Source organism: Vibrio olivae (assembly GCF_042428525.1).
GTDB lineage: Bacteria > Pseudomonadota > Gammaproteobacteria > Enterobacterales > Vibrionaceae > Vibrio > Vibrio olivae.
On the sequence record NZ_JBHMEP010000001.1, the window covers coordinates 650,370 to 676,202 of the forward strand.

The 25,833-nt window shown below is 45.0% G+C and carries 23 protein-coding genes; 16 read left to right on the forward strand and 7 right to left on the reverse strand.

What is annotated here, in order from left to right; genetic code table 11:
- Positions 1-309: 309 nt before the first annotated feature.
- The 7 genes from ACFFUV_RS03050 (at position 310) to ACFFUV_RS03080 (ending at position 6,442) form a co-directional block, all read left to right on the forward strand.
- Positions 310-1,398, forward strand: a complete 1,089-nt coding sequence (locus ACFFUV_RS03050; protein ID WP_390189582.1) for a TRAP transporter substrate-binding protein — start codon at positions 310-312, stop codon at positions 1,396-1,398.
- 68 nt (positions 1,399-1,466) lie between these two features.
- The gene (locus ACFFUV_RS03055; RefSeq protein WP_390189583.1) at positions 1,467-2,003 is read left to right on the forward strand and encodes a TRAP transporter small permease subunit; all 537 of its coding nucleotides are present in this window, start codon (positions 1,467-1,469) and stop codon (positions 2,001-2,003) included.
- Positions 2,004-2,015: 12 nt separating this feature from the next.
- Positions 2,016-3,299 (forward strand): TRAP transporter large permease, encoded by a 1,284-nt coding sequence (locus ACFFUV_RS03060; RefSeq protein ID WP_390189585.1) that lies wholly within the window; start codon positions 2,016-2,018, stop codon positions 3,297-3,299.
- A gap of 83 nt (positions 3,300-3,382) precedes the next feature.
- Complete coding sequence (locus tag ACFFUV_RS03065) at positions 3,383-4,765, forward strand: cache domain-containing protein (protein WP_390189587.1); 1,383 nt, start codon at positions 3,383-3,385, stop codon at positions 4,763-4,765.
- A complete protein-coding gene (locus tag ACFFUV_RS03070; protein WP_390189589.1) occupies positions 4,731-5,369 on the forward strand; it encodes a response regulator in 639 nt (212 codons plus the stop codon). The genes ACFFUV_RS03065 and ACFFUV_RS03070 overlap by 35 nt, the downstream gene beginning before the upstream one ends.
- 10 nt (positions 5,370-5,379) lie before the next feature.
- On the forward strand, positions 5,380-5,718 hold the full coding sequence (locus tag ACFFUV_RS03075) for a DOPA 4,5-dioxygenase family protein (protein ID WP_390189591.1): 339 nt from the start codon (positions 5,380-5,382) through the stop codon (positions 5,716-5,718).
- 103 nt (positions 5,719-5,821) lie between these two features.
- Positions 5,822-6,442 (forward strand): 2OG-Fe(II) oxygenase, encoded by a 621-nt coding sequence (locus tag ACFFUV_RS03080; RefSeq protein ID WP_390189593.1) that lies wholly within the window; start codon positions 5,822-5,824, stop codon positions 6,440-6,442.
- A gap of 39 nt (positions 6,443-6,481) precedes the next feature.
- Here ACFFUV_RS03080 and ACFFUV_RS03085 read toward each other — a convergent pair whose 3' ends face one another.
- Positions 6,482-7,348 (reverse strand): patatin-like phospholipase family protein, encoded by an 867-nt coding sequence (locus ACFFUV_RS03085; RefSeq protein WP_390189595.1) that lies wholly within the window; start codon positions 7,346-7,348, stop codon positions 6,482-6,484.
- A gap of 220 nt (positions 7,349-7,568) precedes the next feature.
- Between ACFFUV_RS03085 and ACFFUV_RS03090 the strand changes: the two genes are divergently transcribed.
- The 5 genes from ACFFUV_RS03090 to ACFFUV_RS03110 all read left to right on the forward strand — a co-directional run bounded on the left by ACFFUV_RS03090 (position 7,569) and on the right by ACFFUV_RS03110 (position 12,264).
- On the forward strand, positions 7,569-8,705 hold the full coding sequence (locus ACFFUV_RS03090; protein WP_390189596.1) for an HD domain-containing phosphohydrolase: 1,137 nt from the start codon (positions 7,569-7,571) through the stop codon (positions 8,703-8,705).
- 216 nt (positions 8,706-8,921) lie between these two features.
- Positions 8,922-9,398: a Dps family protein gene (locus ACFFUV_RS03095; RefSeq protein ID WP_390189597.1), complete on the forward strand. Its 477-nt coding sequence runs from the start codon at positions 8,922-8,924 to the stop codon at positions 9,396-9,398.
- Between the two features lie 97 nt (positions 9,399-9,495).
- On the forward strand, positions 9,496-9,717 hold the full coding sequence (locus ACFFUV_RS03100; protein ID WP_390189599.1) for a hypothetical protein: 222 nt from the start codon (positions 9,496-9,498) through the stop codon (positions 9,715-9,717).
- Between the two features lie 229 nt (positions 9,718-9,946).
- Positions 9,947-10,951: an ABC transporter substrate-binding protein gene (locus ACFFUV_RS03105; RefSeq protein ID WP_390189600.1), complete on the forward strand. Its 1,005-nt coding sequence runs from the start codon at positions 9,947-9,949 to the stop codon at positions 10,949-10,951.
- Positions 10,948-12,264, forward strand: coding sequence for a diguanylate cyclase domain-containing protein (locus ACFFUV_RS03110; RefSeq protein ID WP_390189602.1), 1,317 nt, complete (start codon positions 10,948-10,950; stop codon positions 12,262-12,264). Before ACFFUV_RS03105 ends, ACFFUV_RS03110 begins: the two co-directional genes overlap by 4 nt.
- On the opposite strand, the gene ACFFUV_RS03115 is transcribed toward ACFFUV_RS03110, so the two are convergent.
- Genes ACFFUV_RS03115 through ACFFUV_RS03130 form a run of 4 tightly spaced genes read right to left on the reverse strand, consistent with a single transcriptional unit; the run spans position 12,265 to position 18,382 of the window.
- The gene (locus tag ACFFUV_RS03115) at positions 12,265-12,951 is read right to left on the reverse strand and encodes a DNA-3-methyladenine glycosylase I (RefSeq protein ID WP_390189604.1); all 687 of its coding nucleotides are present in this window, start codon (positions 12,949-12,951) and stop codon (positions 12,265-12,267) included. It lies immediately after the preceding gene.
- A gap of 25 nt (positions 12,952-12,976) precedes the next feature.
- Positions 12,977-15,775 carry an Hsp70 family protein gene (locus ACFFUV_RS03120; RefSeq protein ID WP_390189606.1) on the reverse strand — a complete coding sequence of 933 codons (2,799 nt, stop codon included), beginning with the start codon at positions 15,773-15,775 and terminating at the stop codon, positions 12,977-12,979.
- A 58-nt stretch (positions 15,776-15,833) separates the two neighbouring features.
- The gene (locus tag ACFFUV_RS03125; RefSeq protein ID WP_390189608.1) at positions 15,834-17,738 is read right to left on the reverse strand and encodes an Hsp70 family protein; all 1,905 of its coding nucleotides are present in this window, start codon (positions 17,736-17,738) and stop codon (positions 15,834-15,836) included.
- An 11-nt stretch (positions 17,739-17,749) separates the two neighbouring features.
- Positions 17,750-18,382, reverse strand: a complete 633-nt coding sequence (locus tag ACFFUV_RS03130) for a DUF2760 domain-containing protein (protein ID WP_390189610.1) — start codon at positions 18,380-18,382, stop codon at positions 17,750-17,752.
- Positions 18,383-18,630: 248 nt separating this feature from the next.
- On the opposite strand from ACFFUV_RS03130, the gene ACFFUV_RS03135 reads away from it, so the two are divergent.
- Complete coding sequence (locus tag ACFFUV_RS03135; RefSeq protein ID WP_390189611.1) at positions 18,631-19,161, forward strand: 3'-5' exonuclease; 531 nt, start codon at positions 18,631-18,633, stop codon at positions 19,159-19,161.
- Between the two features lie 4 nt (positions 19,162-19,165).
- On the opposite strand, the gene ACFFUV_RS03140 is transcribed toward ACFFUV_RS03135, so the two are convergent.
- Together ACFFUV_RS03140 and ACFFUV_RS03145 are read right to left on the reverse strand one after the other, a co-directional pair.
- Positions 19,166-19,615, reverse strand: coding sequence for a tellurite resistance TerB family protein (locus tag ACFFUV_RS03140; protein WP_390189612.1), 450 nt, complete (start codon positions 19,613-19,615; stop codon positions 19,166-19,168).
- A gap of 116 nt (positions 19,616-19,731) precedes the next feature.
- Positions 19,732-20,106 (reverse strand): VC1380 family protein, encoded by a 375-nt coding sequence (locus ACFFUV_RS03145; RefSeq protein WP_390189614.1) that lies wholly within the window; start codon positions 20,104-20,106, stop codon positions 19,732-19,734.
- Between the two features lie 431 nt (positions 20,107-20,537).
- Between ACFFUV_RS03145 and ACFFUV_RS03150 the strand changes: the two genes are divergently transcribed.
- The 3 genes from ACFFUV_RS03150 to hrpA all read left to right on the forward strand — a co-directional run bounded on the left by ACFFUV_RS03150 (position 20,538) and on the right by hrpA (position 25,796).
- Positions 20,538-20,795, forward strand: a complete 258-nt coding sequence (locus ACFFUV_RS03150; protein ID WP_390189616.1) for a DmsC/YnfH family molybdoenzyme membrane anchor subunit — start codon at positions 20,538-20,540, stop codon at positions 20,793-20,795.
- Between the two features lie 209 nt (positions 20,796-21,004).
- Entirely contained in the window at positions 21,005-21,622 is a 618-nt protein-coding gene (locus tag ACFFUV_RS03155; protein WP_390189618.1) for a molecular chaperone TorD family protein, read from the forward strand.
- A 250-nt stretch (positions 21,623-21,872) separates the two neighbouring features.
- Entirely contained in the window at positions 21,873-25,796 is a 3,924-nt protein-coding gene (gene hrpA / locus ACFFUV_RS03160; RefSeq protein ID WP_390189620.1) for an ATP-dependent RNA helicase HrpA, read from the forward strand.
- The last annotated feature ends 37 nt before the right edge of the window (positions 25,797-25,833 follow it).

Consider the following 25,833-nt stretch of genomic DNA (forward strand, 5'->3'; position numbering starts at 1 on the left):
TTTCCAACAGCAGAACCTGCTGTTCATCACAATTTATTTACAAACTCATGGATAAGTTCAGGGTGTCACTACGTACGTATCGCGTCCCATGTTCGGTAATGAGCTTCACTTTCCCCCCTTTATTTTCAAGAGTGATTTTAAAAAATAGTCTATTACCTACGTATTAGTACGTACTCGCTTTAGCGTTTGGCGCATTAGCGTGTTACGGCTTATGCGTGTTCTTAACGATGGGCGTTGGCGTGTAAATGGTTCATGTTTAAGTGACATTTCTGTTATTGAACGAGATAACAACACTTAAGGATGACGAACATGAACTTGATACAATCCAGTTTTAAAAGAGTACTCAAAAGTACCGCACTGGTTGCCGTACTCTCTGTGATGGCAACATCGGTTACCGCGGCGGAAAAAGTATACCGTTTAAAGTTAGCTGAAACGTGGGGCCCGAACTTTCCTGTCTTTGGTGATGCGACCAAAAATATGGCCGCGATGGCGGAAAAAATGTCTAACGGACGCTTGCAAATTCGCATTGATTCGGCCAATAAACACAAAGCTCCGCTAGGAGTTTTTGATATGGTGAAATCCGGTCAGTACGACCTCGGTCATTCAGGATCGTACTATTGGAAAGGAAAAGTGCCAAACACTCTGTATTTTACCTCAATGCCTTTCGGTATGACGCCTGCTGAGCAATACGCATGGTTCTATCATGGCGGCGGTATGGCGCTGATGGAAAAAGTCTATTCGCCACATAATTTACTGTCTTTCCCAGGGGGCAACACCGATATTCAGATGGGGGGATGGTTTCAAAAAGAGATCAACAGTGTCGAGGACCTTCAAGGTTTGAAGATGCGGATTCCAGGATTTGCTGGTGAAGTATTGGCCGAACTGGGAGCAAAGCCTACCAACATTGCGCCAGGGGAGTTGTATACCGCGCTTGAGCGTAGAACGATTGATGCACTTGAGTGGGTGGGGCCATCACTTGATTTACGGATGGGTTTTCATAAAATCGCGCCTTATTACTATACCGGATGGCACGAGCCAGGATCTGAGCTTCAGTTCTTAGTCAATAAGCGAGTATGGCAGCGTTTACCGGAAGATTTACGTGAAATTCTTCGTGTCGCCATGCGCACCGCTGCCTACGATATGTATACCCAAGCAACCCATGAAAGCGGTAAAAATTGGTCATCAATAAAGTCTGAGTATCCGGATGTTCAGGTTAAGGACTTTCCACCCCAAGTGATGCAAGCGATGCGAGATGCTAATGCCAAATTGTTGGCTGAGCACGCCGCTCAAGACCCTCTAGCCAAAGAAATTCAGCAATCTCAAGCACAATACTTGCAGCAAGTTCGTTCATGGACAGATATCTCTCACCGCGCGTACTTAAACAGTCAAGCGAAATAAAGCTAACCTAGCCATCGAGCAAACTCGTTTTGCTCGATGGCCTGTTAATGATTTAAAAGGAGCAGCTCATGCGTCGTTTGATTTACATCGAGCGCCTGTTCAATCGGTTGGGTGACGGTTTAGGTGTCATTTCAAGCGTGCTATTTCTTTTGCTGGTGGTGAACGTCGTTTATGACGTGGTCATGCGATACGTTTTCAATGATGTTTCCATCGCATTCCAAGAGCTTGAATGGCATTTATTTTCTGCGGTATTTCTATTGGGTGTCCCTTATGCCATCAAAGCGAGTGGACACGTCCGCGTCGATATTTTTTATGAACGCCTTTCGTACAGAACGCAATCGGTGATTGATCTACTTGGTACGTTGACTCTACTGATTCCTTTTTGCGTTCTCGTTGCCTGGTATGGGATTGATTTTGCAAAAGAGAGTTACAGTCTCGGCGAAACGTCTGGTGACCCTGGTGGCTTACCGTATCGCTGGATCATTAAAGCCCTAATCCCAATTTCTTTTGCCTTAATGGCCCTTAGTGGCATTGGGCTCATTCTTCATTCCTTGAATAAAATCATTCATCCTCATTTGATGTCTGATCATTCTAACTCCCGTTAAAGAGGTGCTGCGATGATTGGTATCGTGATGTTTTTTGTGGCCTTATTTGCCCTGTTACTCGGCTTTCCTGTCGCTTTTACTTTTGGTGGTATCGCATTAATTTTTGGCGTTTGGGCTGAAGGGCCTGAGATGTTTGCGTTTATGCCATACCGCATTCAGTCGATAATGGAAAATACGGTATTGATGGCAGTGCCACTTTTTGTCTTTATGGGTTTGGTATTGCAAAAAACCAAATTGGCTGAGCAGCTTTTGGAGTCCATGGGACGCCTATTTGGTGGCGTTCAGGGGGGGATTGCCATATCAACGGTATTAGTGGGAGCACTTCTCGCCGCATCAACCGGTGTAGTAGGGGCCTCGGTTGTCGCGATGGGGCTTATTTCGCTGCCTGTGATGCTTAAATATCGTTACGACAAGGGGCTAGCCTGCGGCACCATTTGTGCTTCTGGTACGTTGGGCCAGATTATTCCACCCTCAATTGTCCTGATTTTACTTGGTGATGTACTTGGGGTACCGGTTGGTGACTTATTTCAGGCGGCATTAATACCGGGATTGGTGCTGGTGGGGGCATACATTACCTATATTCTGATTTATGCCAAATTGAACCCACAAGCGGCGCAGCCCATAAAACGAGATGACGCCATCACTCGTCGTCAAGAGGTCATTCAAGCCTTGAAAGCGGTGATCCCTCCACTGACTTTAATTGTGGTGGTTTTAGGTTCCATTTTTGCCGGCGTTGCGACACCGACTGAATCGGCAGCACTTGGCGGGGCCGGAGCGATAGTGCTCGCGTTAATCTATCGCCAATTCAGTGTTGTTATGCTTTATGACGCGGCCAAAGAGACTGTTAAAGTGACGGCGATGGTTTTTACTATTTTGCTGGGAGCAACCGCGTTTTCTATGGCATTTACCTATACTGGCGGTGATTTATTAGTTGAAGAGTGGATGCTCGCCGTACCAGGAGAGAAGTGGGGCTTCTTAATCATTACCATGTTGGTGATTTTAGTTTTAGGCTTTTTCATCGACTTTGTTGAAATCTGTTTCATCATTGTGCCGATTTTATCGCCAGTCGCTGAACTGTTAGGGATCAATATGACATGGTTTGCGATATTGGTTGCGATGAACTTACAAACCTCTTTCTTAACACCACCATTTGGATTTAGCTTGTTCTACCTTAAAGGAGTTGCGCCAAAAGGCATTACCACGACCGATATTTATCGTGGCGTGATGCCCTTTATTCTAATTCAAATCCTTGTATTGACCTCATTGCTCGTGTTTCCTCAGTTGTATGGAATGTGATCAACAAGTTACAACCTTATTAATAAAGTTGTTAAAGTAAAACAGCCTAACCGAACGGTAGGCTGTTTCGCGTTGAGGGAGCCATGACGCTTAGAACCAAACTGATTTTATTGAGTTTAGTGCCTTTTTTGTTGGTTACAGCGGCGATCAGTTGGATTGCTATCTACCAAGCTAAAAGCTTAGGACAGAGTGAAGTCGAAACATTTCGCCGCTCTCTAATTGAATCAAAGGAGTTAGCGCTAAAAGACAGTGTTGATTTGGCTTTTGACGCGATAGATCACGTATACAGCGATCTACAGCTCAGCGAGTATGATGCCAAGGCACAAGTCAAAACGATACTGAGTTCACTGCGCTATGGCATTGATGGCTACTTTTTTGCTTATGACCAAAGTGGGCGTAACTTGGTCCATCCAGTTCAGCCTGATCTGATTGGACAAAATTTGATTCATTTGCAAGATGAAAATGGTGACTTAGTCATTGAAGAGTTACTGCATGAGGCTCAGTCAGGAGGAGGCTTTCATCAGTACTTATGGCGTAAGCCATCAACCGGTGACGTGGTGCCCAAATTAAGCTATGCCGCCTGGTTGGATAAGTGGGGCTGGATGGTTGGTACAGGGTTGTACATTGAAGATGTCACTCAAGAAGTAGCCGCGATGCAAACCGCGATTAACGACAATATCGCCACCACCTTTTTCTCATTAACGATGATCATCGTTGTTACTGTCGCAGTTGTGGTGGTGATTACTCTGGCGGTGAATTTACATGAACACAAGTTGGCGGATCTCAGTTTAAAAGAGTTAGCGCATAAGACTATTCTGTTTCAAGAGGACGAAAAAAAGCACCTTGCTCGTGAATTACACGATGGAATAAATCAGCTATTGGTGTCCAGTAAATGCCATCTGGAACTGCTTGACGACCAACTCGGTGATGAAAAGCTTCGAGCGCACTTAGATAAATCTCGGCAATCTTTGACCACTGCAATTAATGAAGTTCGTCATATTTCTCACCAGTTGCGTCCTAGCGCACTTGATGACATTGGCATTGAAGCGGCGCTTAACACATTGCTGCAAGATTTTCGTTCCCATTCAGGCATTGAATTGGAAGTGCTGCTTGATACTCAGCCGGGAAAACTCAAATCAGAGGTGGCAACCACGCTTTATCGAGTGGCTCAAGAATCATTAACCAACATCGAAAAGCATGCCAATGCAAACCGAGTGAGAGTGGTTTTACAACAGATGGGGAATATGCTGCAACTTATGATCAGTGATGATGGTGTAGGCTTTGAGAGACCTCATATCGGTCATCGCAATGGTATTGGGTTACGTAACATGCGTGAACGGGTTGAGTTTATCGGTGGGGAATTTGAGCTCTCGAGTGAGCTTGGCTTTGGCACGGAAATAACGGTGCTGCTTAATTTGGATGGAATGGTATATGGAAGAACCAGTGAACGTTTTGCTCGTCGATGACCACCAAGTGGTATTGGATGGCTTTCTCGCCAGATTGGAACTTGAACCACAAATACACGTTGTGGGAACGGCCAGCAATGGTGTCGATGCCATTGAAGCCGTCGGGCGTTGGCATCCTGACGTTGTCCTCATGGATGTCAGTATGCCGATTATGAACGGGATTGATGCAACACGAGTGATCAAGTCCAACTTTCCGAATGTGAAAGTGATTATGTTAACCATGCACGATAACCGTGAATACATTATTCAAGTGATGCAAGCTGGCGCAGTCGGTTATATGCTCAAAGAGATTTCGGCTGAGAACATGGTTCAAGCGATCAAAACCGTGTTTCAGGGCGCCACCTATTTTTGTGAGTCAGTGACGCAAACCTTATTTACTCAACCCATACCGGTTGCTCACCATCCAGCGAATCCCCTAAGTCGAAGGGAAGAATCTATTCTGAAATTGGTCGCAATTGGGCACAGCAGCAAAAAAATCGCATCATTGCTTGATATCAGTTACCGAACCGTTGAAACTCATCGTCAGAATATTAAACATAAGCTCGACCTTCACAGTACGGCACAATTAGCAAAATACGCTGTGGAAAATGGCTTAGTTGACTAAATGAGGTTAAATGCGTTTCCCACAAAATATTTACCAGCGCTATCACGCTCATGTGTATTTTGATGAGCAAAGCTTAGACAAAGGGGAGTTCTTATACTCCCAGCTCCAATCTCTCCCCGAGTATCAACTTGGTCGCTTCCATCAAAAGTTGGTGGGACCTCACACCAAATGGAGTTTTCAAATCGCTTTTACGCGTGACCAGTTTGACCAACTCATTCCTTGGTTAGAACGCCACCGTCAGGGGTTATCTATCTTGGTTCATGGTAATACCGGTGATTTCTATCAAGATCATACTGAGCATGCCTATTGGTTGGGCGACGAGCAAAAACTCAATCTAAAGATGAGTTAACTGACCGATTTTAAAATATTTTATCGTTACCATTAAGGATGTAAGTTGTTCCGGCGGGGCGTATTCACTATAAAGCGCTTAATTTTACCAATTGAGACGTTTAATGGACGCGCTGATCGATGCTCTTTTTACTCAAGGTTACTATGTTTGGGATGACTTTTTAGCACCAGATCAAGTAGACAGCTTGAACCTAGATATGCCAGAAGCCTGGCAAGCCGCTCGCATTGGACGCCATGATGACTTGACGACGAAAACCAGCGTGCGTAGTGATAATATTCAGTGGTTAAGTGCTGAGATGGGCAAAGGAGTTCAAGCGTATTTAACTTTAATGGAAACCATAAGGCTGGCGGTAAATCGCCACCTTTATCTCGGTTTATTTGAGTATGAAGCCCACTTTGCAAAGTATGCCATCGGTGACTGCTATCAAAAGCATTTTGATAGTTTCCACGGCGCAACTAACCGACGTTTAACCACCGTTTTGTATTTGAACCAAGATTGGCAGTTAACCGACGGAGGTGAGTTGGTGATTTACCAGTCAGCCCCATCTTTAGAGCAATCGACAGACACCCTTGAAACGCTCTTGCCAAAATCCGGGCGCTTGGTGGTGTTTCTTTCTGAGAAATTTGCTCATCAAGTCAATGTCGCGAAAAGAGAGCGTTACAGTATTGCGGGTTGGTTTCGTGTCAACGGTGTGACCGAGAACCAATTAGATATTAGTCGTTAAACAGGTTAACAAAGGCACTGAAATACAGTGCCTTAAGCACTATAAACAGGCTTGTTGAGTAAGTACGCCAGGCTCAACGATAGTCTGATATTGGGTTACATGTTCACGACCCGCCGATAACCCCATTTGATATCCTTGCTCTAAAATCGGCCGTTTCATGGTGAGCCGTTTTACCGCAAAATCTTCAGGTGGCGCGATCACATTAATGGTTGTTCCTTCAGGGGGATTACGAATGAAATCAAGCGATGCATTGTAGTTATCCGCGCGTTTCACGAGTGCATCAGCCACCTGCGGATAGCGAGCAAACAACCGTTTCATGATCCACGGGCTTCGCGTTCTGGGCATCACGTAACTCATTGGATGGGAAAGGATCACTGTGATTTCTCTTGCACCGCGGCGATAGGCTTCTCTTACTGGAATGGAATCGGCAACGCCGCCGTCGGTGTAACATCCACCGGAGAAACACGGGGTTGACTTATAAGCAATGGGTAACGCACATGACGCTTCAACCACCTGATTAATATTGTCCGGGCTGAGCCGATAGTAGTCTGCTTCTCCGGTCGCGATATTGGTCGCGGCCGCTAACATTGGTGTCGACGAAAACAGCGTATCGGTATCCACTGGAAAACAGCGGTTAGATTCTTCAATTAGCCACTTTACGTCAATGAGATCGCCACCTCTGAGAAATCGACCAGGATTAAAAAAGCGTTTATCAGTAGCGATTTGGGTGATGACTTGAACACTACGTCTTGGTTGATCTGAGAGATAGCCAATTAAGTTAGAAGAGCCAGCAGACACTCCAATGGCCAGATCATAGGGGCGATAATTATATTCCATAAAACCATCCAAAACGCCGCTCGCAAAAATGCCACGCATTGCACCGCCTTCAACCACTAGAGCCTTCATAACCTTCATCCCTCCTATCACATTCATTAATAACAGCATATCGGTTGATTCATAAACAGAAAAGTTGGAAAAGCTGATTATTCAAATAGGTCATACCTATGAACTACTCATAATGCTGAGGAATATCCGTTGAATTTGTCGTCATTTTGACCGCGTAGACACAGAAAGTTATCTACACTTAGAAAGACAATAAACGCCTTGTTGTTTGGGGGCAACACTGATGAATACTCAATATTTGCCGAGCGAACTTTCATACTATCAGATGGCTGATTCGCTTAATACGCAGTTACAAAGGCTTAAAAGTCGCATGCAAGCTCATTTGCCGGAGCTTGATCGCGTGTCTTTTGCGCTCTTTGATCAGCAGCACAAAGTGTTGAAAACTTACGCAGATAGCGCGTTCTGGTCACTCCGCCAAGCCCATTACGAGGCTCCGATGAATGAGTTGCCTGCGTTGATGCATTGTGCGCTGCAGAAAGAGAATAGAATCATTGATGATCTCGCTTCTCTGCCTTCCTCAAAACATGTCGAGATGCTGCTTTCATACGGTTATCGATCGTCTGCGGCGATACCTTGCTATGAAAAGGATTGTTTTAAAGGATTTATCTTTCTGAATTCGCGGACAGTCAATGTTTTTTCGGAACACTCGATTGAGCTGTTGATGCCCTACATTAATATGATCAAGTTCAGTGTGGTTTCGGAAAACGACATCGTCCATCTCATTGCGTCAACGGCAAGGCAATTGTTTGATGAGGCAAACCTTGGCTTAAAGGACTCGCAAGCCCATAAAGAGCGTATCGGTTATTACACAAAGCTCATTGCATCCTATATCGCCGATGATTATGGATTTGATGATGAAACCGTTGAGCACTTATCGCTGTTCGCTCAATTTCATGACATCGGTAAGGTTCGTCTGCCGGAGCAGCTTATCTGCCAGCACTGTCAGTTGGATGAAGTTGAGCGCGCACAAATGCGAGATTACATTCAACATGGAATGGATATTGTTGACGACATTCTCGATAGTTTTGGTTTTCCACAACACCCGAGTATTATGTTGCTTACCGAAATCATGGCTTATCACCAAGAATATTTGGATGGCAGCGGCTATCCGAAAGGACTCAGTGGGGAGCAAATTCCGATTTCAGCGAGAATTGTCACCACAGCAAATGTATTTGATGCCCTAACAGCGCATCGTCCTTATCGTCAGGCTTGGTCGATACCTCATGCGATGCTTGAGCTCGAAAAAATGGTGAATCAAGGAAAATTGGATCGCCAGTGCGTGAATGCGCTTCGAGAACATCAGTACGACATCAGTGTTGAGCGGGATAAATACCCAGAATACGATCCTAAAGACTTTTAACGATTTATTATGGTCGTCGCTATTCTCGGCGGCCATAACCGCGCCACTCTCCTCCTTTAGTTAAATTTTTCTCATTTCTGGTCTTATTGATAGTCAATATCTATCAAGACGATAACTACAAACAATTTCTAAAAACTGGCGCTAAGTCATAGACTGAACTCGTAACAAGATGAAATGTTTTGAATTTATAAAGACACATCGTCAGGAGAGAATTTTATGACTACAGAAAAAAACTTCATTGGTCTTAACCAAGAACAATCACAAAGTGTTGCTCGTGAGCTCAATCAACTACTGGCTCATTATCAAGTCTTTTATATGAACACTCGTGGTTACCATTGGAATGTAAAAGGGCCACAATTCTTTGAATTGCATACTAAATTTGAAGAGATTTATACCGATCTTCAGACCAAAATTGATGAGATCGCAGAACGCATCTTAACACTAGGCTTTATGCCTGATCACAGCTTTACGACCTATTTAGAAGCGAGTTCGATTAAAGAAGATACCCAGGTCACCGATGGCGCTGCATGTGTGAAAGGGCTTGTGGATGGCTTTACTACTTTGCTTGAGAAGCAACGCTCGATTCTTGATAGCTCAGCGGATGCTGGAGATGAGGGTACCAATGCGTTAATGGGTGACTACATTCGTGAGCAAGAAAAACTTATGTGGATGTTGAACGCTTATCTACAATAAGGCCTAATGAAGATTGCTGGCTAAATATACAGTATTTCCTTGCGTCTTTTGAAGTTGTGACTATACTGTATATAAAACCATGTAACGGAGGTGAGCTATGTTATCTGACACAATAGAAAGAGTGAACCGACTACGCCAACAAGCCATGTCAGACCCTGACTTTAGGCGTTCGGCAAAACAACATGAAAAAGCATTAATCAGTCAGCAAAAAAAGGGGAGTTCGTCGAGTAAAGCTCGTAAGCAGACGAAACCAAAAACATTGGCCGATATTTATGAACAAACCGACTTTGGACATAACCCAACAGGTGTCCAGCATTAAATGAGTTTTAGTTTGTTTGAATCAGGGTGATCACTTAGGTGGTCACCCTTTTTAGTTTTATACCCATTGACGCTTAATGTTATTGACTAAGGTGTCGTGTCCGTAAATGTTTGTTTGGTTGTCTAAGATAAAGAATATTGAGAGTTCTGCGCGTTTATTCGCACAGATGACATTGTGCAACTAAACTACTATCAAGAGTTCATGAGTGTGGTTTAAACGAGTAGGTGAAATGGGGAAGTCTCAGAAAATTGCTTTTTGGGGTGGGTTGGCGTTTGTCATCATTGCTGGCTTCGTTATGGTTGGGACGTTTTTGAATCAGGAATCTGATCGTGCTCGGCGATCCGTTAAAATTGCCGTCTCTCAAACCCCACTGTCCGCACCGTTTCTGATTGCTCAAAATAATAAACTGTTTCAAAAGCAGGGGATTGATGTCAGTTTGATTCCCTGCTTTGGCGGAGTCGCTTGTGCCAAATCTCTGTTTGATGGGCAAGTAGATTTTGCTACAGCGTCGGAATCGGTGGTGATGTTTCAGAGCTTTAAACATGATGATATCCGTCTTATCGCCAGTTTTGTTGAATCGGATAATGACTTAAAGCTTTTGGCACTAAAAAATCAAAATATTCATTCTATTCAAGACTTATATGGAAAAAGAGTTGGTGTTATCAAAGCCAGTGCCAGTGAATTTTATTTGGATTCTATTTTAATCGCTAACAATGTTACTGACATGGCATATACAAAAGTGTACTTACCTCCGCAGGAATTAATGAACTCTCTGCTTTCCTACCAGTTGGATGCCATCTCTATTTGGGAGCCTTATGGCTATAAAACGACGATTTCCTCGGCGTCTGATGTAACAAATTTAGGGTTACAAGGTATTTACCAGTTGTCATTTAATCTTATTTCACGACAACAACTTATCGCTGAGCTTGGTGATGAAACGCATAAAGTACTGAGTGCATTAGACGAGGCTATTTCTTGGATTCAGGCTCACCCCGAGGAGGCAAGAGCAATAATCGCTCGCCAACTTGATGTTCCGGCAAACCAATTAAAATGGTCTTGGGATGACTATGTTTTTCGTTTATCGCTTGGGAACGCTTTGCTGACCAACCTGCAATTACAAGCACGTTGGGCCATTGAAAAACAGTTAGTACCAAATCAACAGCCAGACTATCGCTCGATTTTTGCTTCTAAACCGTTTGAGGACGCGCTGGACATCAAGGTGAAGACACGATGATCAATTCGATAGGCAACAAGCTTGTACTGTTATTTACCGCCAGTATTTTATTGGTAGTCACCATCTTATTGTCTATTGGGGTGACCTATAAAGAGCAAGGTCGGATCCACAATGAGCTTAATAGCTTAATGAAAATTGAGCTAGATATTGACTTAATGCGCAGCCAATTATGGGTTTTTCTCCAGCATCAGGATGAAGCGGCATTTAAGCATATTTATCAGGCTCAACGAAATTTGGATAACAGCCTGAATAACTTCATCGGTGATAGTCGATACCTAGCTAACGTCAAGCAGATGAACCAAAGCTTACTCGGTCTGTTGGAACACGAAAGGCAGTTGCTCTTGGCGCAAGAATCCTCACTAGAAGCGAAGCCGAATGTTCGTTCACTTTCGATCAAGCCTCAAACCTTACTTCATTCTAGGTACAACATGATCATGCAGAATATGACGGAAGAGGTCTTTTATATTCACCAAACACTGCTCAAAGCCAGTGCCAAATTACAATTAACTAACTTGTTAGCCACCGCTGCCGTTAATTTGATCATTGCTATTATCACTTGTGGTATTGCGTGGCGAATTCTTAAACGTTTTAATGCGGGGTCGAAAGCGCTTAAAACGGGAATCGAAAAGCTCAGTGAAGGAGAGATGAGTTATCAAATGCGCGAAGATGCCATGGATAGAGAGTTTGCTCGTTTGGCCCGTTTTTTTAATCGTATGACTCAATCATTGCGTGACTCTCTCGTTACGCGAGAAGAGCTGGAACAGCAAGTTAAAATAAAAACAGCGCAACTCGAGCGAAAAAAACAAAAATTACAATTTATCTCTGAGCATGACCCTCTAACCGGACTAAAAAATCGACTCGCGTTTGAAAAAGCGTTAGATAACGCTGTGATAAAAGCGAATCGCTCGGGCGTGTTGGCGGTATTGTTTATTGACCTGGATAAATTCAAAGAGGTGAATGACAATAAAGGGCACGATGCAGGGGATTATGTATTATCATCGATCGCTTCACGATTGAAGAAATCGGTGCGTAGCTCTGATTTCGTAGGGCGTTTGGGCGGCGATGAATTTGTCGTATGTCTGGATTTACTTGAAAGCTTCGACGCGGTGCCAGCGAAAATCGAAAATTTGATTGCGAGTTTAAGTCAGCCAATCATCTATAAAGAACAAAAACTCGAAGTGGATGTCAGCATTGGGGTGAGTTATTTCCCGCAACATGCTGACAATCCGAAAGGTTTGATTAACGCCGCAGACCAAGCGATGTACCGAGCAAAGACTGGGGAAGGCAGTGGTTATCGTGAAGTCGGTGGGTAGTTAGACACGGTTATCCCCAGAGCTGTAGGCAATAATCTGGCTGATTTCACTTAGGGAGCGCCCTGACTCTTGCTGCCACGTCATGAGAGCTTTGTTGGTCGCGGTTAAGGCTCGCTTGGTATCTCTTCCGCCCTCTATGACTCCAATATTTCTTAAATAGGCTTCAACGTCACCGGTCAGTAAAAAAGTATCTACTCCCATTTGCCTCAGCGTATAAGGGCCCGTATTACCTCCTAAGCGATTGCCATGTTTTTTCAGATAGACCCACAAGTCTATGATGTTCTCTTGTGGCCATTGCGCGACCATCTTGGAAAACGAGCCGTGAGTCTGACGGCATTGGTAAATCATTTGAGCGTTAACGGGTATCGACATGACTTTAGTCAAATGCCGAATTATGGCGGGATCTTGAGCTTTTTGCTCCCATTGCTCATCTGAAAGCATCAGCAGCGGTTCTATTCTGAACTGAAAAAAGGCTTGTTCGAAGTTTGGCCATTTATTTCTAACCACGCGCCAAGAAATTCCGCTTTGAAAGACTTTCATGCTAAAAGCTGATAGCCACCGATCTTCGGGAATCGCTTCGATTTTAGCGCGAGATAAAGGCTGGCTCAGCAATGCTTCAAGCGCTTGTTCTCCACCTTTTCGCTCCGCTGCACGTTGATAGATTGCAGAAAACTTTTCTAAGCTCATAAATTATTCACTTTATATTAAGGATTTAAAGCAACGTTAACCCATTGGGTAGGGCATCGCCAAATACGCGTTTTGACTCACTTTCCGATAATGTTTTGATCTGGTCAACCAATTCTACCCATGAGCTAGGGACGCGGCTTTGTTTGAGTTTCGATAAAACCTGGGCTCGAAATTCATCGTGAATATCGAATTGTCGGTCTCCGGTTTTTCGACACATCATCACGGCGGCAAACGCAATCATTGGCTCTTTTTGCCAATCTTGGTCCAGCAACTTAGGTAACCATTGTTCAACTTGTTCACGAGAAATAACGTTGTGTTGGCTACCGTAAAATGGCGTTCGCGAGGCTAATCGGCCTACGGCCCACCAATGCGCTTGAACAAACTGGGGATGATTGATGGCTTTACTGATAAACCAACTGGCTAATAACGCTTTATCTTCGACATCAAGATGCTCAAGAGAGGCGGCAAGACGGACCATGGCTTCATAACCCATCTCGTGAGCCGTCTTGGCACTTTGTGGATTCTTCATCGCCCCTGGGTGCAGATATTTTGCGATGTCTGCAAGGATAGCCTCTTGTTGCTCCTGGTTTAATCCACCACCGACTCTACGCCAAAACACCCACCAATCACTCCACGCTTGATGGCTATGAAACTGCAAGCCTTGCGGATACAGCGCCCATACTTGCTCCATACGCCATGCATCAGTGGCCGCCCCAAAACCGGGACGCATTGAAAACCCAGCTAAACGAAACCAGTTTTTCTCGTGTTGTTCAGAACGTCTGCGGCGCTTGCGCCCCAGTGCAAAGCTATCAAATAAATGGCGAAGCGTGCTAAAGTCCCACTCATCGCGTTTTCCTAATAACTTTTCTAGGTCTTTGGTTAGCGTTTTAATTTCATTGTTTTGCGCGCTTTTTTTATTGCCACTGTATAGTTTACCAATGTGTGTTTTAGCTTGCTCTAAGCGAGGAGAAAGCATCGGCGGTTCGTTATCGTCTGCTTGCTGGTTACGAACTTCAAATTCTAATGCCCAGCGTTTACTATCATCTTCAACACTTACACATTCCATTTTAAGCGTACCGACTTCGGTCAGTTGGCAAGCCAGTTGAACTTCAACCCGCTCTTTTTGGTTGGCTTCCAGCGTTTTCCCTTCGCCGTCCAGTGTCGCGATATAAGGAGGTAAAGGCATAAACAGATCCGGATCAATGTCGACGACCAGTCCGTTTTGAACCTGAGTGTCTGTGTTAAAGAGATCGTGTGTTGAGGTGAGCAAATTAAATCTTACCGGCTCACCCAGCGTTAAAGAGAATCGCCGGCCACTAAGTCGAATTTCTTGTCCTTCCTCTGTGCCTTTGGCTAATAAGCATAGCGCTCGGCCAAGTTTATTTTTCTCCTGTAAATGAAGAAAATAAGAACGTGCTGAGCCCCCTCCGATGCGAAGTTGAGCACCACGACGAGCTTTTGCAAAGGCGACTGCACCTAAGGCAACTGACCAATCGGGATGGGGGTTATTCATGACAGTAACGTCAGACCCACGCCAGTTTTCAAGCAAAGAGGTTACCCGCTCGGTAACTAATTCACTATTAAATACCCCTCCATTGAGCAACAACCCAACAGGAATGGCAGGAGAATCCTGTTCATGCGCTAATGCTGCTTTAGCAACGGTTTGGTGCTGTGTTAAGAACTCTGCAATATGTTTACTTACGGCGGGGTCTGCGACGTAAGGCAGGCCAAATTCAACCACTGCACTACGACGTTTATCAGGCAATTGAGTAAAATCACTCAGTGGAAAAAAACCTTCTAACGCAATTTGATGAACCTCTTGCTGTGTCAAAGCAATGCTTTTGGTTCCCCCCAGCAGTTTTGAACCGCTGCCCAACATAGTGATTTTGATTTCATCGGGTGCATTGTGTGAAAGCAGTGTTTCTTTGGCTTTTCGAGTTTGCTGAATGAGTTTACTGAGATTCGCCGCATTGAGCTTTTTGTTTTGATTAAAACGCTGCTCTGCCATATGAGCGAGTGCCAAATCGAGGTTATCCCCCCCTAACATTAAATGCTCGCCAACACCGATCCGGTTGAGGCTTAATTCGTCGCCTTCAAATTTCGCTTCAATCAAACTTAAGTCCGTGGTACCACCACCAACGTCACACACTAACATTAGCGGCAATGATTTTAGCGATGCTGACGCGCTGTCTTGATGGCGCGCATACCAGTCATAGCAAACCGCTTGTGGCTCTTCCAATAATACGATATTTGACAGTCCGGCAAGCTCTGCGGATTCTAGAGTTAACTTACGCGCGGTCTCATCAAACGAGGCTGGAACCGTCACCACAACTTCTTGATCTTCGAGGCGGTGACTTGGGTGTCGATAGTTCCATGATTGACGGATATGATTGAGATAGCTTGCACTGGCAAGCACCGGCGAGACTTTATCCACATCTTGAGCGCCTGCCCACGGAAGAATATCCGCGTGACGATCTGCGTTTGGATGCGAAAGCCAGCTTTTGGCACTGGATACTTGGCGGCCTTCAACTTTTGCGCCGAGTTCTCGAGCCCATTCGCCAATGATGACATGCTTGATATCACCTTCAACGGGTTGATTTTCCCAAGGTAACATTAAATCTGATGCTGCAATCTGGCTTTGAGCCGGATGATAGCGAAACGATGGCAGCAGTGGTTTACGGACAACTTCTCCGGGGCTAATCAATTGGTCGATATCAAATAACGAGACAGGAGCATGTTGGAGGTCATCTTCGATCTCACAGAACGCAACGACGGTATTGGTCGTTCCTAAATCAATGCCGACAAGAAAACGAGGCGCAGTCATAAAATATAACCTTTGATTTGATGAAAAACGGCACCCTTGAGGATGCCGTTAATGCTAATTAAGAGGCGAGGTCAGTTTGTTGGGCGGCGTCTTCACGCACGTCAAACTCCACATGCCATTTTTGCCCGTTATCACTCGCGATAGCTTCTAGGTATAAGGTGCCAAGCTCAGTGACACGCGAAGCTAGTCGGACGGGGACAACTTCACCTTCAGTGCGCCCTTCAGAAACAGGCAGCGTGACTCGGATCTCTGGTAGTTCTGTGAGATCCTCTGGCGTCCAGTAATCAATATGGGTACCAACCTGATCGTCACGGCGAGTGGTTGAGCCAAAGAATTGGAAATGGACCGGTTGGCCAATAACTAATCCAAACTCTTGGCTAGGGACATCCAAACTGGAGCCTTCTTCCATGCCAAAAGGCGCAACGCATAATGCTTCCATCGGTGCTGCCATACCGGGAATCGCCGGCATCGCACTCTCAATACCGACATAATAAGAAGAGGCGAGGCCACCTCGAATTCGTACCCCTTGACCACGACGCACGGCGCCATAATAGGAAGCGCCACTGGCAACCGCCAGATCAAGGTCAACACCTGTTAATGGCTTAGCATCTTCTTCGTTCGCTTCAATCAACCACCCATTAATGGTTGAGGTGAGCCGATCAGCGAGCAACGTTGATTTCAGCACGCCACCGTTAAAGAGCACTGCCGTTGGCTTAATGAAATCGGTACTGGCTGGCTGCGAAGGCATACCGGGCATATTGGCAAAGGGATCAAACCCTTGTTGAGCATTATTCGCATCACTAGCAGCGCCGGCTTGCTTAGCCAAAAATGCAGCAATGTGGCGTGTAATCCCTGCATCTTGCGCATAGGGTAGGCCCATTTGAGTTAATGCGCCTCGTGTGCGTTGAACCGGGTGCTCATCAACCGTAACTTGTGGGAAGAAACCATCCACAAGAGTTTGTTGTACTTCTTGCTGAGTGAGTTCAGTTTTGAGCGTCGCGCCAAGCAGTTTAGAGCCACGGCTAGGTACAACAATAGGTACTGACTGTAGCGTTGCATCGTTAAGCAGTGCTTCTTTGGCGTCACGGCAGGCGTGTGTCATTGCTTGAACTTGCCAAGGCTGAAGTTCTTTCCCTTCTTGCGCCAGCTTGACTTTCAAACGATAAGCTAAGGCTAAGTCCATGTTGTCACCGCCAAGCAGAATATGTTCGCCAACGGCAATACGTTCCAGTGTTAAATTTCCGTCTTGTTCGGTCACTTTAACCAAAGATAAATCAGTCGTGCCCCCGCCTATGTCCACCACCAATACAATATCACCGACGCTGACTTGGTCACGCCAAGCGTCACCGCTATTATCGATCCAGTTGTACAGTGCAGCTTGCGGCTCTTCCAGTAAGGTTAAATGCTCAAAGCCCACGTTTCTAGCGGCTTCAGCCGTAAGATCACGCGCCGCTGGATCAAAGGAGGCTGGGACAGTGATGGTGACATCCTGAGCTTGCAGTGGAAAATCAGGATGGGTGTGGTTCCACGCCTGCTTTAAATGTTCCAAATAGCATTGCGTTGCTTGCAGAGGCGAGACTTTGTCGACCTCCTCAGGACTGCCAGCGGGTAAAAATGCATCACGGCGATTAACACCACTATGGCAAAGCCAAGACTTAGCGCTCGCAATCAAGCGAATTGGTGTTTTGGAACCTAAATTACGTGCAATCGCGCCGACTAAGGCGCTCGGTTCGGTTGTCCAAGGTAACACTCGAGCTGAGGCATTCATTTCATGCTCGTGTGGCTGATACAAAAATGAGCCGAGTTGAGGGAGGCTTTCAACATTACCTGGCGCCGTTAGTTGAGGAATAGACATCACCTCAACGTGAGCATCTTCGTTGTGAGTATCAATAAATGACAGCACACAGTGCGTTGTTCCAAGGTCAATACCGACGCTGTATCTTGGCGCATTGGTCGTTGGCATTGTGGCTTCCATTATAATTCTACCTCTGCTGGGGCGATGATTGACGCATCGTAGTTTTCTGCCAATTTAGGTAAGTTCATCGCTGTCGCTTTCCAACCTTTGTGAACTAAGGTTCCAGTAAATGGTGCTTGCCCCGTGACATTTCCGACCAAACGAATTTGCTGAGGGTTGAAACCATCTTCAATAGTAATTCGAGTCTCTTCGTCTTCGCTGCGAATTGGCTCTAGGCTCACATAGTCGCTCAATACTTTTTGACCACCTGTGTGAATCACACGAGCGGCCGCACCCACCTCTTCGTCAGAAAATGCAGTGAGATCTTCTTGAAGAAAATCAATCAGGCGCGCATCTTGCTGCATGAGAGACAGCAATTGCATCGCTGAATCAGTGGATGCGGTTGCTAGCTTGGATTCAACCTCAACCACTTTCTCAACCACTTTTTCGACTTCAACGACTTTCTCGACCTCAACAATCTTTTCAACTGGTTTTTCAACTTCGACGATTTTTTCGACGGGTTTCTCTACGGTTTTCTCAATCACTTTCGATTTTTTGGTTATTGCGATGAGTAAAAACAGAACCGTCGTTGCGGCTAGACCTGCATGCAGCATATCGAAAGTTTGAGGGATCATTTGTAAATCAAAATTCATGATGTGTTCTCAGTTGAATAAGCGAGTTAATGCTCGCTTCGGCGCTTATCGCCACGTGTTCGGATAAATATGGACGAATGTTAGCATATTCAAGTTTATTGGCTTCAAGAAATGCGTTGTAAACTTGAGTCTCAGGCGTTGTTTGGTCTGTTTTTGAACAAAAAAGAGGGTACAACGCTTGATTCTCGTTTTTTTAATATCACTCAGGTAGAATACTGCGCTTTGACTAAATCAACGAAAGGCAAGCAATGAATCATAACCGTATCGTGTGTTTCGATCTTGAAATGTGTTGTTGGAATGAAAACGGCGTCGGAACCACCGGGGAAATTATTGAGATCGGACTTGCAGAGATTGATTTAGTGCGTGGCGAAATTGTCAAACGAGCCCAGTACTATGTTCGCCCGGAACATGATGAAGTGTCTCTGTTTTGTGTTGAGTTAACAGGCATTACGCCGCGCAAAATTCAAAAACAAGGCCGCCCTTTATCAAGCGTAATCCAATCGATGATCAAAAACTTTGGTGGTGCGAATAAAATCTATGCGTCATGGGGGCGCGATGACCAAATTTTAGCCAGAGAATGCCAAGAAAAGGGCATTGATATGCCTTTCCGTGAATTCCTTAACTTAGCGACATTATATCGAATGAAGTACCGTATGAAAGACAAGCGTATTGGTCATCGTGATGCTCAGCAAGCACTGGATATTGAGTGGGAAGGGCGCCAACATTCAGGTTATGTTGACGCTTACAACCTTGCAAAGCTAGCACTCAGAATTCTATAGTCGATTACTTTTCCCCGGTGACGGAGAGTTTGGCTCGAATAAACTCGCTGTGATCGACATACAGTAACTCTGCGGTTTTGCGAATGACCGCTTCTTCCAATGGATCGAGTTCCTGATCGGCATAAGCCACTTGCCACATGGCTTCAATCAACTGGTAACGTTTCTCTTGCTCCAACGCTCTTAATTGTGACGTAAAATCATACAAAGAAGCTGATTCTGCCACCTTGGCTTTCGCCTTAGAGAGCAGTTCTTGTGCATGAGTTTCGTCGGTTTCTAATAACCCTTGTAAAAGATGGATCTGAGCTTTTTGTTCTCCGTCGTCGACGTCTTTATCCGCATTAGACACTTCATATAACAGGCTAGCGATGGCCAGTTGAGGATCCGCTTGCACCGTTTGATTGAGGTCATTGCCTTCTAAAAATTGTTTAAATACCGATGTAATTGAACTAAACATAGCGCTCCCCTTTTTACGTTCCACTTACAGTTAGACATGGAGATGGTGAATATGTTTCACAACCTTTATATACGTAATACAACAGTAACAGGTCAAACTTTGAACGGTGAGGTCATTTAGGACGACGAATCGCCACGCGAAACGTAGGCGGGAATGGTTGGCTGTTCAAGTATTTCAATGACCTCAGAACTCGAAAGCTCATGCGCCATGAGAACAAGAGCGAGAAGGGCATCCGTTTTTGTCTCAGTATTAGAAGGCTCTTCAAGCAGCTGAGCTAAACGCTGACGAATCATCTTAACTTCATGTTCGACGAAACCACGCCCTTCTTCTTCACCTTGTGACTCTTCAGGAGCATTATCAAATTTGAAAAACAACAAGTCACCTTCGATGCGGGCTTCAACCAGTTGTTCTGGAAGCCACTCATCGCCGGTTACAATGTCTGGGTCATTGGGTATTGCGTATAACAGGTTTTTTAACTCGGATGCTTTCACTATGGTTCGCACATTGTTTACATATCTACTTATTGTAACGGCGTTTTGTACGAAAACATAAATTTGAACGCGGTATTTTTGAACAAATAGCGCGACTTATTTTTCAAAACGTTATGGTTGTGCATCGGGAAATTTCACGTTTTATTTAAGACAGCGCACCAAAGCCTGTGTTTTTATCGCCGATAAAAACAGTGAAACGCATCATTAAAAACTATAAATCTGGGCTTTATTTTTACTGTTTGATAACAGTTATGATTTTACTGTGTTTCAGATTTAAAACTTGCTGTCGGCTTTTTACGCTCTGGCGCTCATCGTTGATTCTAATCAAAAATAATCATCAATGAATGGATAGGCTTGAGCCCGCGACGTCAAGAGATTAAAACGACCTCTCACTCACCCGAATTGGATTATTAAACTGTATCGCGACGCGAATGGTTGTCGGCAACGACTGTGTCACCGAGCTTGGTTCAGAGTTAATACGGAAATTAAGCCATGTCATATCTTTGATTATTGGTGTGGTTTTCAAGTTTGCGATGGTGAACGTCTACTATATTGACACTGTACCTGCGTGGAATTCGCTCGACACCGTAAACGAGTTTGTATTTTACGGATCTGACGCTCGGAGTGATGTGAGTTGTTATCTGATAACGTTATCTGATTCGCCTTATGAGCGACGCACGCTTTTATGATTTGCAAAAGTGGCTGCGATTAATGATTGGTTAGCGGTGTTGATTGACTAAACGCGAAGATGCGACAAACGTTCCTTACAATGGCGTTAGTCGCTTAGCTTATGATGGGCTATTGGGGCGTAATATTTTCTACGGAATACGCTTTACGTCTGGTTTGTACTAATGACCTAGTTGCGGGATGTCTCATGGGCGCCGTGGCTTTTGGAGTGATGATGAATTTTTCCCAATTGACAGACCAAGATACCGAAGTGTTATTGAAATTATGTGGTGCACTGTTTTATTACCATCCAGACGATTATCAAGATTCTCACTTATCCGATATTTTCCATCAAGAAACAGCGGTGACCGTCACGCCTGTCGCTGAAATGATTGATGCCTTTCGTCAAGCGGATGGTGAGCAATTAGGGCTGGAATACGACCGCCTATTTTGTGGTGTTGAACAGATGAAAGCGCCGCCTTGGGGCTCAGCCTATTTAGATAAAGAAGCGATATTGTTTGGTGATTCGACCGTGACATACCGAGATTTTTTGCAACGCTGCGGCGTGGCATTTCAACCCAATCAAAAAGAGCCTGAAGACCACTTTGGTTTGATGATGATGGTGTTGAGTTTGCTGCTAGAGAATCGTCAATCTGCACTGTCTAAAGAGTTACTCGAGCAGCACTTATTGACTTGGAGTGACTTCTTTTTACAACGTTTTCAGATAGCGACAAAATCACGGGCGTTTTCGAAGTTAGCGTCAGTAAGTGAACTGTTGCTCAGTGACCTTTCAGAGCGGTTTAAAGCGAACCCCGAACCTCGGCGAGATTATTGGCACGTGGCGGGATAAACGCATTGCTTTGTTGACTAGCCGATGATTTTCTATCTTAAGTGAGACAAAAGTTGAGATAACGCGTGTCCGTATGACTAGCGCGGCTGAGCTTGTGTTTAGCAATGCTTTACACATGTGATTCAATGCTCGTTAATGAGGCCACCTGAGCCCTTTAGAGGGCTTGAATAACTTAGTAAAGCGATCACATCACTAAATGGCTGTGATACAATTCGCCTAGTTTTTAGTTAAGAATTGAATAGGATACGCTTTGACTTCGTCACAGCCGAACACAGCATCTCAAGTGTCTGCCAGCGCAAACAGTGCGGCAGCACTTCGAAAAGCGCTTAGTGAATGCATGATTCGAGACCGTTTTCGTCTTAGTAAACGCATTTCTGGCGCCAACAAAATCAAGAATCCAGACGCACGCAACGCCGTATTTGATGAAATTGCCCTTGATATCGCTAAATCGATGGCATATGCCGAACAGCGGCAAATTGCTCAGCCGAAAATTAATTATCCAGAAATCCTGCCAGTTAGTCAGAAAAAAGACGATATTGCTGCTGCGATAGCTGAGCATCAAGTGGTGATCATTGCCGGTGAAACAGGATCAGGTAAAACCACACAGATTCCTAAGATTTGTACTGAGCTTGGTCGAGGTAAATTTGGTCTTATCGGCCATACTCAACCGCGACGCTTGGCGGCGCGTTCTGTGGCTAATCGGATTGCTGAAGAGATGGAAACGTCACTTGGCGAGTTCGTTGGTTACAAAGTCCGATTTAACGATCAGATTTCAGATAACACTCAAATCAAGTTGATGACCGACGGTATTCTACTGGCTGAAATTCAGCATGATCGCTTTTTAAATCAGTACGATACCATCATTATTGATGAAGCCCATGAGCGTAGCCTAAATATTGATTTTATCTTGGGGTATCTCAAAGAGCTGTTACCTAAACGTCCAGATCTCAAAGTTATTATTACCTCAGCGACCATTGATCCCGAGCGATTCTCAAAACACTTCAATAATGCGCCGATCATCGAAGTGTCAGGCCGTACTTACCCAGTTGAAACACGTTATCGTCCTTTAGGTGGCGAAGACGAAAGTGACCGTGACCAATTGGAAGGAATATTTGAAGCCGTTGATGAGCTGTGTGATGAAGGTCTTGGTGATATTTTGATCTTTATGAATGGTGAGCGGGAGATTCGCGATACCGCGGATGCTTTGTCAAAACGAAATCTAAAATCGACGGAGATTGTGCCGCTGTACGCACGCTTGTCTGCAGGTGAACAAAATAAGATTTTCCAGTCCCATAGCGGACGACGAATCGTATTAGCGACAAACGTAGCGGAAACGTCACTGACGGTGCCTAGTATCAAATATGTTATTGATCCCGGAACGGCGCGAATAAGCCGTTACAGTTACCGTACCAAAGTTCAGCGTTTGCCGATCGAGCCGATTTCTCAAGCGAGCGCTAATCAGCGTAAAGGCCGATGTGGGCGTGTTGAAGAGGGGATTTGCATTCGCCTCTATTCGGAAGAGGACTTTTTATCTCGGCCAGAGTTTACGGATCCAGAAATTTTACGGACCAACTTAGCGTCTGTTATTTTGCAAATGACGGCACTTGGACTGGGCGATATTCAAGCTTTTCCATTTGTTGAAGCCCCAGACAAACGCAATATCCAAGATGGTGTGCGTCTATTAGAAGAGCTTGGTGCCATCAATGATAAAGCCAGCAATCCGAAGAAACGTCTGACGGCAACCGGACGTCAGTTGGCTCGTCTGCCGATTGATCCTCGCTTGGCGAGAATGGTTCTTGAGGCCGCGAAACTGGGTTGCCTAAAAGAGGTGATGATTATTGCCTCGGCGCTGTCAATTCAAGATCCGCGCGAACGTCCGAGTGATAAGCAACAATCATCGGATGATAAACATCGCCGTTTTGCACATGAAGACTCTGACTTTTTAACGTTTGTGAATCTATGGCAATACATTCAAGAGCAGCAAAAAGCGTTATCAAGTAATCAATTCCGCCGTCAATGTAAGCAAGAGTATTTAAACTTTTTACGTTTGCGAGAGTGGCAAGACGTGTACTTCCAGCTTCATCAATCGATGCGTGACATGGAGTTCAAAATCAACCAAGAACCTGCAAACTACCAAAGTGTACACAGTGCTATTTTGGTTGGTTTGCTGTCACACATTGGTGTTAAAGACCAAGAGAAGAGCGAATATCAAGGTGCTCGTAACGCGCGTTTTCATATTTTTCCGGCTTCTGGACAATTCAAGAAACAGCCGAAGTGGATCATGTCCGCTGAGCTGGTGGAAACGTCGAAACTTTGGGGGCGTATTATCGCCAAAATCCAGCCTGAGTGGATTGAACCTATCGCCAAACATTTGATTAAGCGCAGCTATAGTGAGCCGCATTGGTCTAAAAAACGTGCAGCGGTGATGGCCTACGAAAAAGTCACGCTTTATGGCGTGCCAATTGTCGCCCAGCGTTTAGTCAACTATGGCAATATTGATCCCGTTGTCAGCCGAGAGATTTTTATTCGTAGCGCTTTAGTGGAAGGCGAGTGGGAGACCAAACACGCGTTCTTTAAACAAAACCGCCGTCTACTCCAAGAAGTCGAAGAGCTCGAGCACAAATCTCGTCGCCGCGATATTTTGATTGATGATGATGAATTGTTTGATTTTTATGATCAGCGTGTGGGGACGGAAGTGGTTTCTGGTCGCCATTTTGATACGTGGTGGAATACAACATCAAAACAGCAACCAGAGTTGCTGAACTTTGAAAAAGAGATGTTGTTTAAAGGTGACGCGAGCCATATTACTGAGCTTGATTATCCGAACTTCTGGCATCAGAACGGATTGAAACTCAAGTTGAGCTATCAGTTTGAACCCGGTGATAATAGTGACGGCGTCACGGTTCACTTGCCGTTACCTATTCTAAACCAAGTAGAACCAGCAGGCTTTGACTGGCAAATTCCAGGGCTTCGTCATGAGCTAGTCGTGAGTCTGATTAAGTCGCTACCTAAAACGTTGCGCAAGAACTTTGTGCCAGCGCCCAACTATGCGGATGCGTTTCTTGGGCGAATTACGCCGATGGAAATGCCTTTGCTTGATGCGCTTGAAAAAGAGTTACGCCGTATGACTGGCGTGGAGATAATGCGCGAAAACTGGAATATGGAACAAGTGCCAGAACACTTGAAAGTGACCTTCCGCGCTGTTGACCACCGCAACCGCAAACTGAAAGAAAATAAAGATTTGTTTGAGCTCAAAGAGAGCTTGAAAGAACAAGTCCAAGAGACACTTTCAAAAGTGGCAGACGACGACATAGAACAGAAAGAGCTTCACACTTGGAGCTTCGGCGAGTTACCGAAAGTCTACCAGCAAAAACGTGGTGGCTATGAAGTCAAAGCGTTTCCTGCTTTAGTCGACAATAAAGACAGTGTCGAGATTAAACTGTTTGAGACTGAAGAAGAACAGCAAGCGGTGATGAGGGAAGGGCAACGCCGCTTAGTCTTGCTGAATGTCCCATCTCCTATTAAGTACTTGCACGCGAATTTGCCCAATAAATCTAAGCTGGGGCTTTATTTCAATCCTTACGGTAAAGTGATGGATCTGATCGATGACTGTATCGCCTGTGGCGTTGATAAATTGATTGAGCAGCACGGTGGTTTGGTTTGGGAACCCGAGCAATTCGAGCAGTTGAAAGAACAAATTCGCGGAGAACTTGGTGACACGGTTGTTGATATTGCTCAGCAAGTAGAAACGATTTTAACCACCGCATTCAACATTAATAAGAAACTGAAAGGTAAAGTTGACTTCACAATGGCGTTTGCGCTTTCTGACATTAAAGCACAGATAGAAGGGCTTATTTTTAAAGGGTTTGCGACCGAATGTGGGTGGAAACGTTTGCCAGATATTCTACGCTATATGAAGGCGATAGAGCGTCGTATGGAAAAGCTTCCTATCGACCCAAATAAAGATCGCTTACATATGCTGAAGATTGAAGCGGTTTGGCAAGATTACAAAGCGTTACTTGGCAAAATTCCAAAAGGAGTTACGCCGCCCGACTCGGTGAAAGAGATACGTTGGATGATTGAAGAGTTGCGCGTCAGTTACTTTGCTCAGCAACTTGGGACACCGTACCCAGTTTCTGATAAGCGAGTCAAAAATGCCATTGATGCATGCTAAGTTTACGGTATGCATTTTGCTTTGATGCAACGAGACT

Bases quoted from the DNA above. Each gene is read 5' to 3' on its own strand.
- ACFFUV_RS03050 (WP_390189582.1), top strand. From the start codon at position 310: ATGAACTTGATACAATCCAGTTTTAAAAGAGTACTCAAAAGTACCGCA.
- ACFFUV_RS03055 (WP_390189583.1), top strand. From the start codon at position 1,467: ATGCGTCGTTTGATTTACATCGAGCGCCTGTTCAATCGGTTGGGTGAC.
- ACFFUV_RS03060 (WP_390189585.1), top strand. From the start codon at position 2,016: ATGATTGGTATCGTGATGTTTTTTGTGGCCTTATTTGCCCTGTTACTC.
- ACFFUV_RS03065 (WP_390189587.1), top strand. From the start codon at position 3,383: ATGACGCTTAGAACCAAACTGATTTTATTGAGTTTAGTGCCTTTTTTG.
- ACFFUV_RS03070 (WP_390189589.1), top strand. From the start codon at position 4,731: ATGGAAGAACCAGTGAACGTTTTGCTCGTCGATGACCACCAAGTGGTA.
- ACFFUV_RS03075 (WP_390189591.1), top strand. From the start codon at position 5,380: ATGCGTTTCCCACAAAATATTTACCAGCGCTATCACGCTCATGTGTAT.
- ACFFUV_RS03080 (WP_390189593.1), top strand. From the start codon at position 5,822: ATGGACGCGCTGATCGATGCTCTTTTTACTCAAGGTTACTATGTTTGG.
- ACFFUV_RS03085 (WP_390189595.1), bottom strand. From the start codon at position 7,348: ATGAAGGCTCTAGTGGTTGAAGGCGGTGCAATGCGTGGCATTTTTGCG.
- ACFFUV_RS03090 (WP_390189596.1), top strand. From the start codon at position 7,569: ATGAATACTCAATATTTGCCGAGCGAACTTTCATACTATCAGATGGCT.
- ACFFUV_RS03095 (WP_390189597.1), top strand. From the start codon at position 8,922: ATGACTACAGAAAAAAACTTCATTGGTCTTAACCAAGAACAATCACAA.
- ACFFUV_RS03100 (WP_390189599.1), top strand. From the start codon at position 9,496: ATGTTATCTGACACAATAGAAAGAGTGAACCGACTACGCCAACAAGCC.
- ACFFUV_RS03105 (WP_390189600.1), top strand. From the start codon at position 9,947: ATGGGGAAGTCTCAGAAAATTGCTTTTTGGGGTGGGTTGGCGTTTGTC.
- ACFFUV_RS03110 (WP_390189602.1), top strand. From the start codon at position 10,948: ATGATCAATTCGATAGGCAACAAGCTTGTACTGTTATTTACCGCCAGT.
- ACFFUV_RS03115 (WP_390189604.1), bottom strand. From the start codon at position 12,951: ATGAGCTTAGAAAAGTTTTCTGCAATCTATCAACGTGCAGCGGAGCGA.
- ACFFUV_RS03120 (WP_390189606.1), bottom strand. From the start codon at position 15,775: ATGACTGCGCCTCGTTTTCTTGTCGGCATTGATTTAGGAACGACCAAT.
- ACFFUV_RS03125 (WP_390189608.1), bottom strand. From the start codon at position 17,738: ATGCCAACGACCAATGCGCCAAGATACAGCGTCGGTATTGACCTTGGA.
- ACFFUV_RS03130 (WP_390189610.1), bottom strand. From the start codon at position 18,382: ATGAATTTTGATTTACAAATGATCCCTCAAACTTTCGATATGCTGCAT.
- ACFFUV_RS03135 (WP_390189611.1), top strand. From the start codon at position 18,631: ATGAATCATAACCGTATCGTGTGTTTCGATCTTGAAATGTGTTGTTGG.
- ACFFUV_RS03140 (WP_390189612.1), bottom strand. From the start codon at position 19,615: ATGTTTAGTTCAATTACATCGGTATTTAAACAATTTTTAGAAGGCAAT.
- ACFFUV_RS03150 (WP_390189616.1), top strand. From the start codon at position 20,538: ATGGTTGTCGGCAACGACTGTGTCACCGAGCTTGGTTCAGAGTTAATA.
- ACFFUV_RS03155 (WP_390189618.1), top strand. From the start codon at position 21,005: ATGATGAATTTTTCCCAATTGACAGACCAAGATACCGAAGTGTTATTG.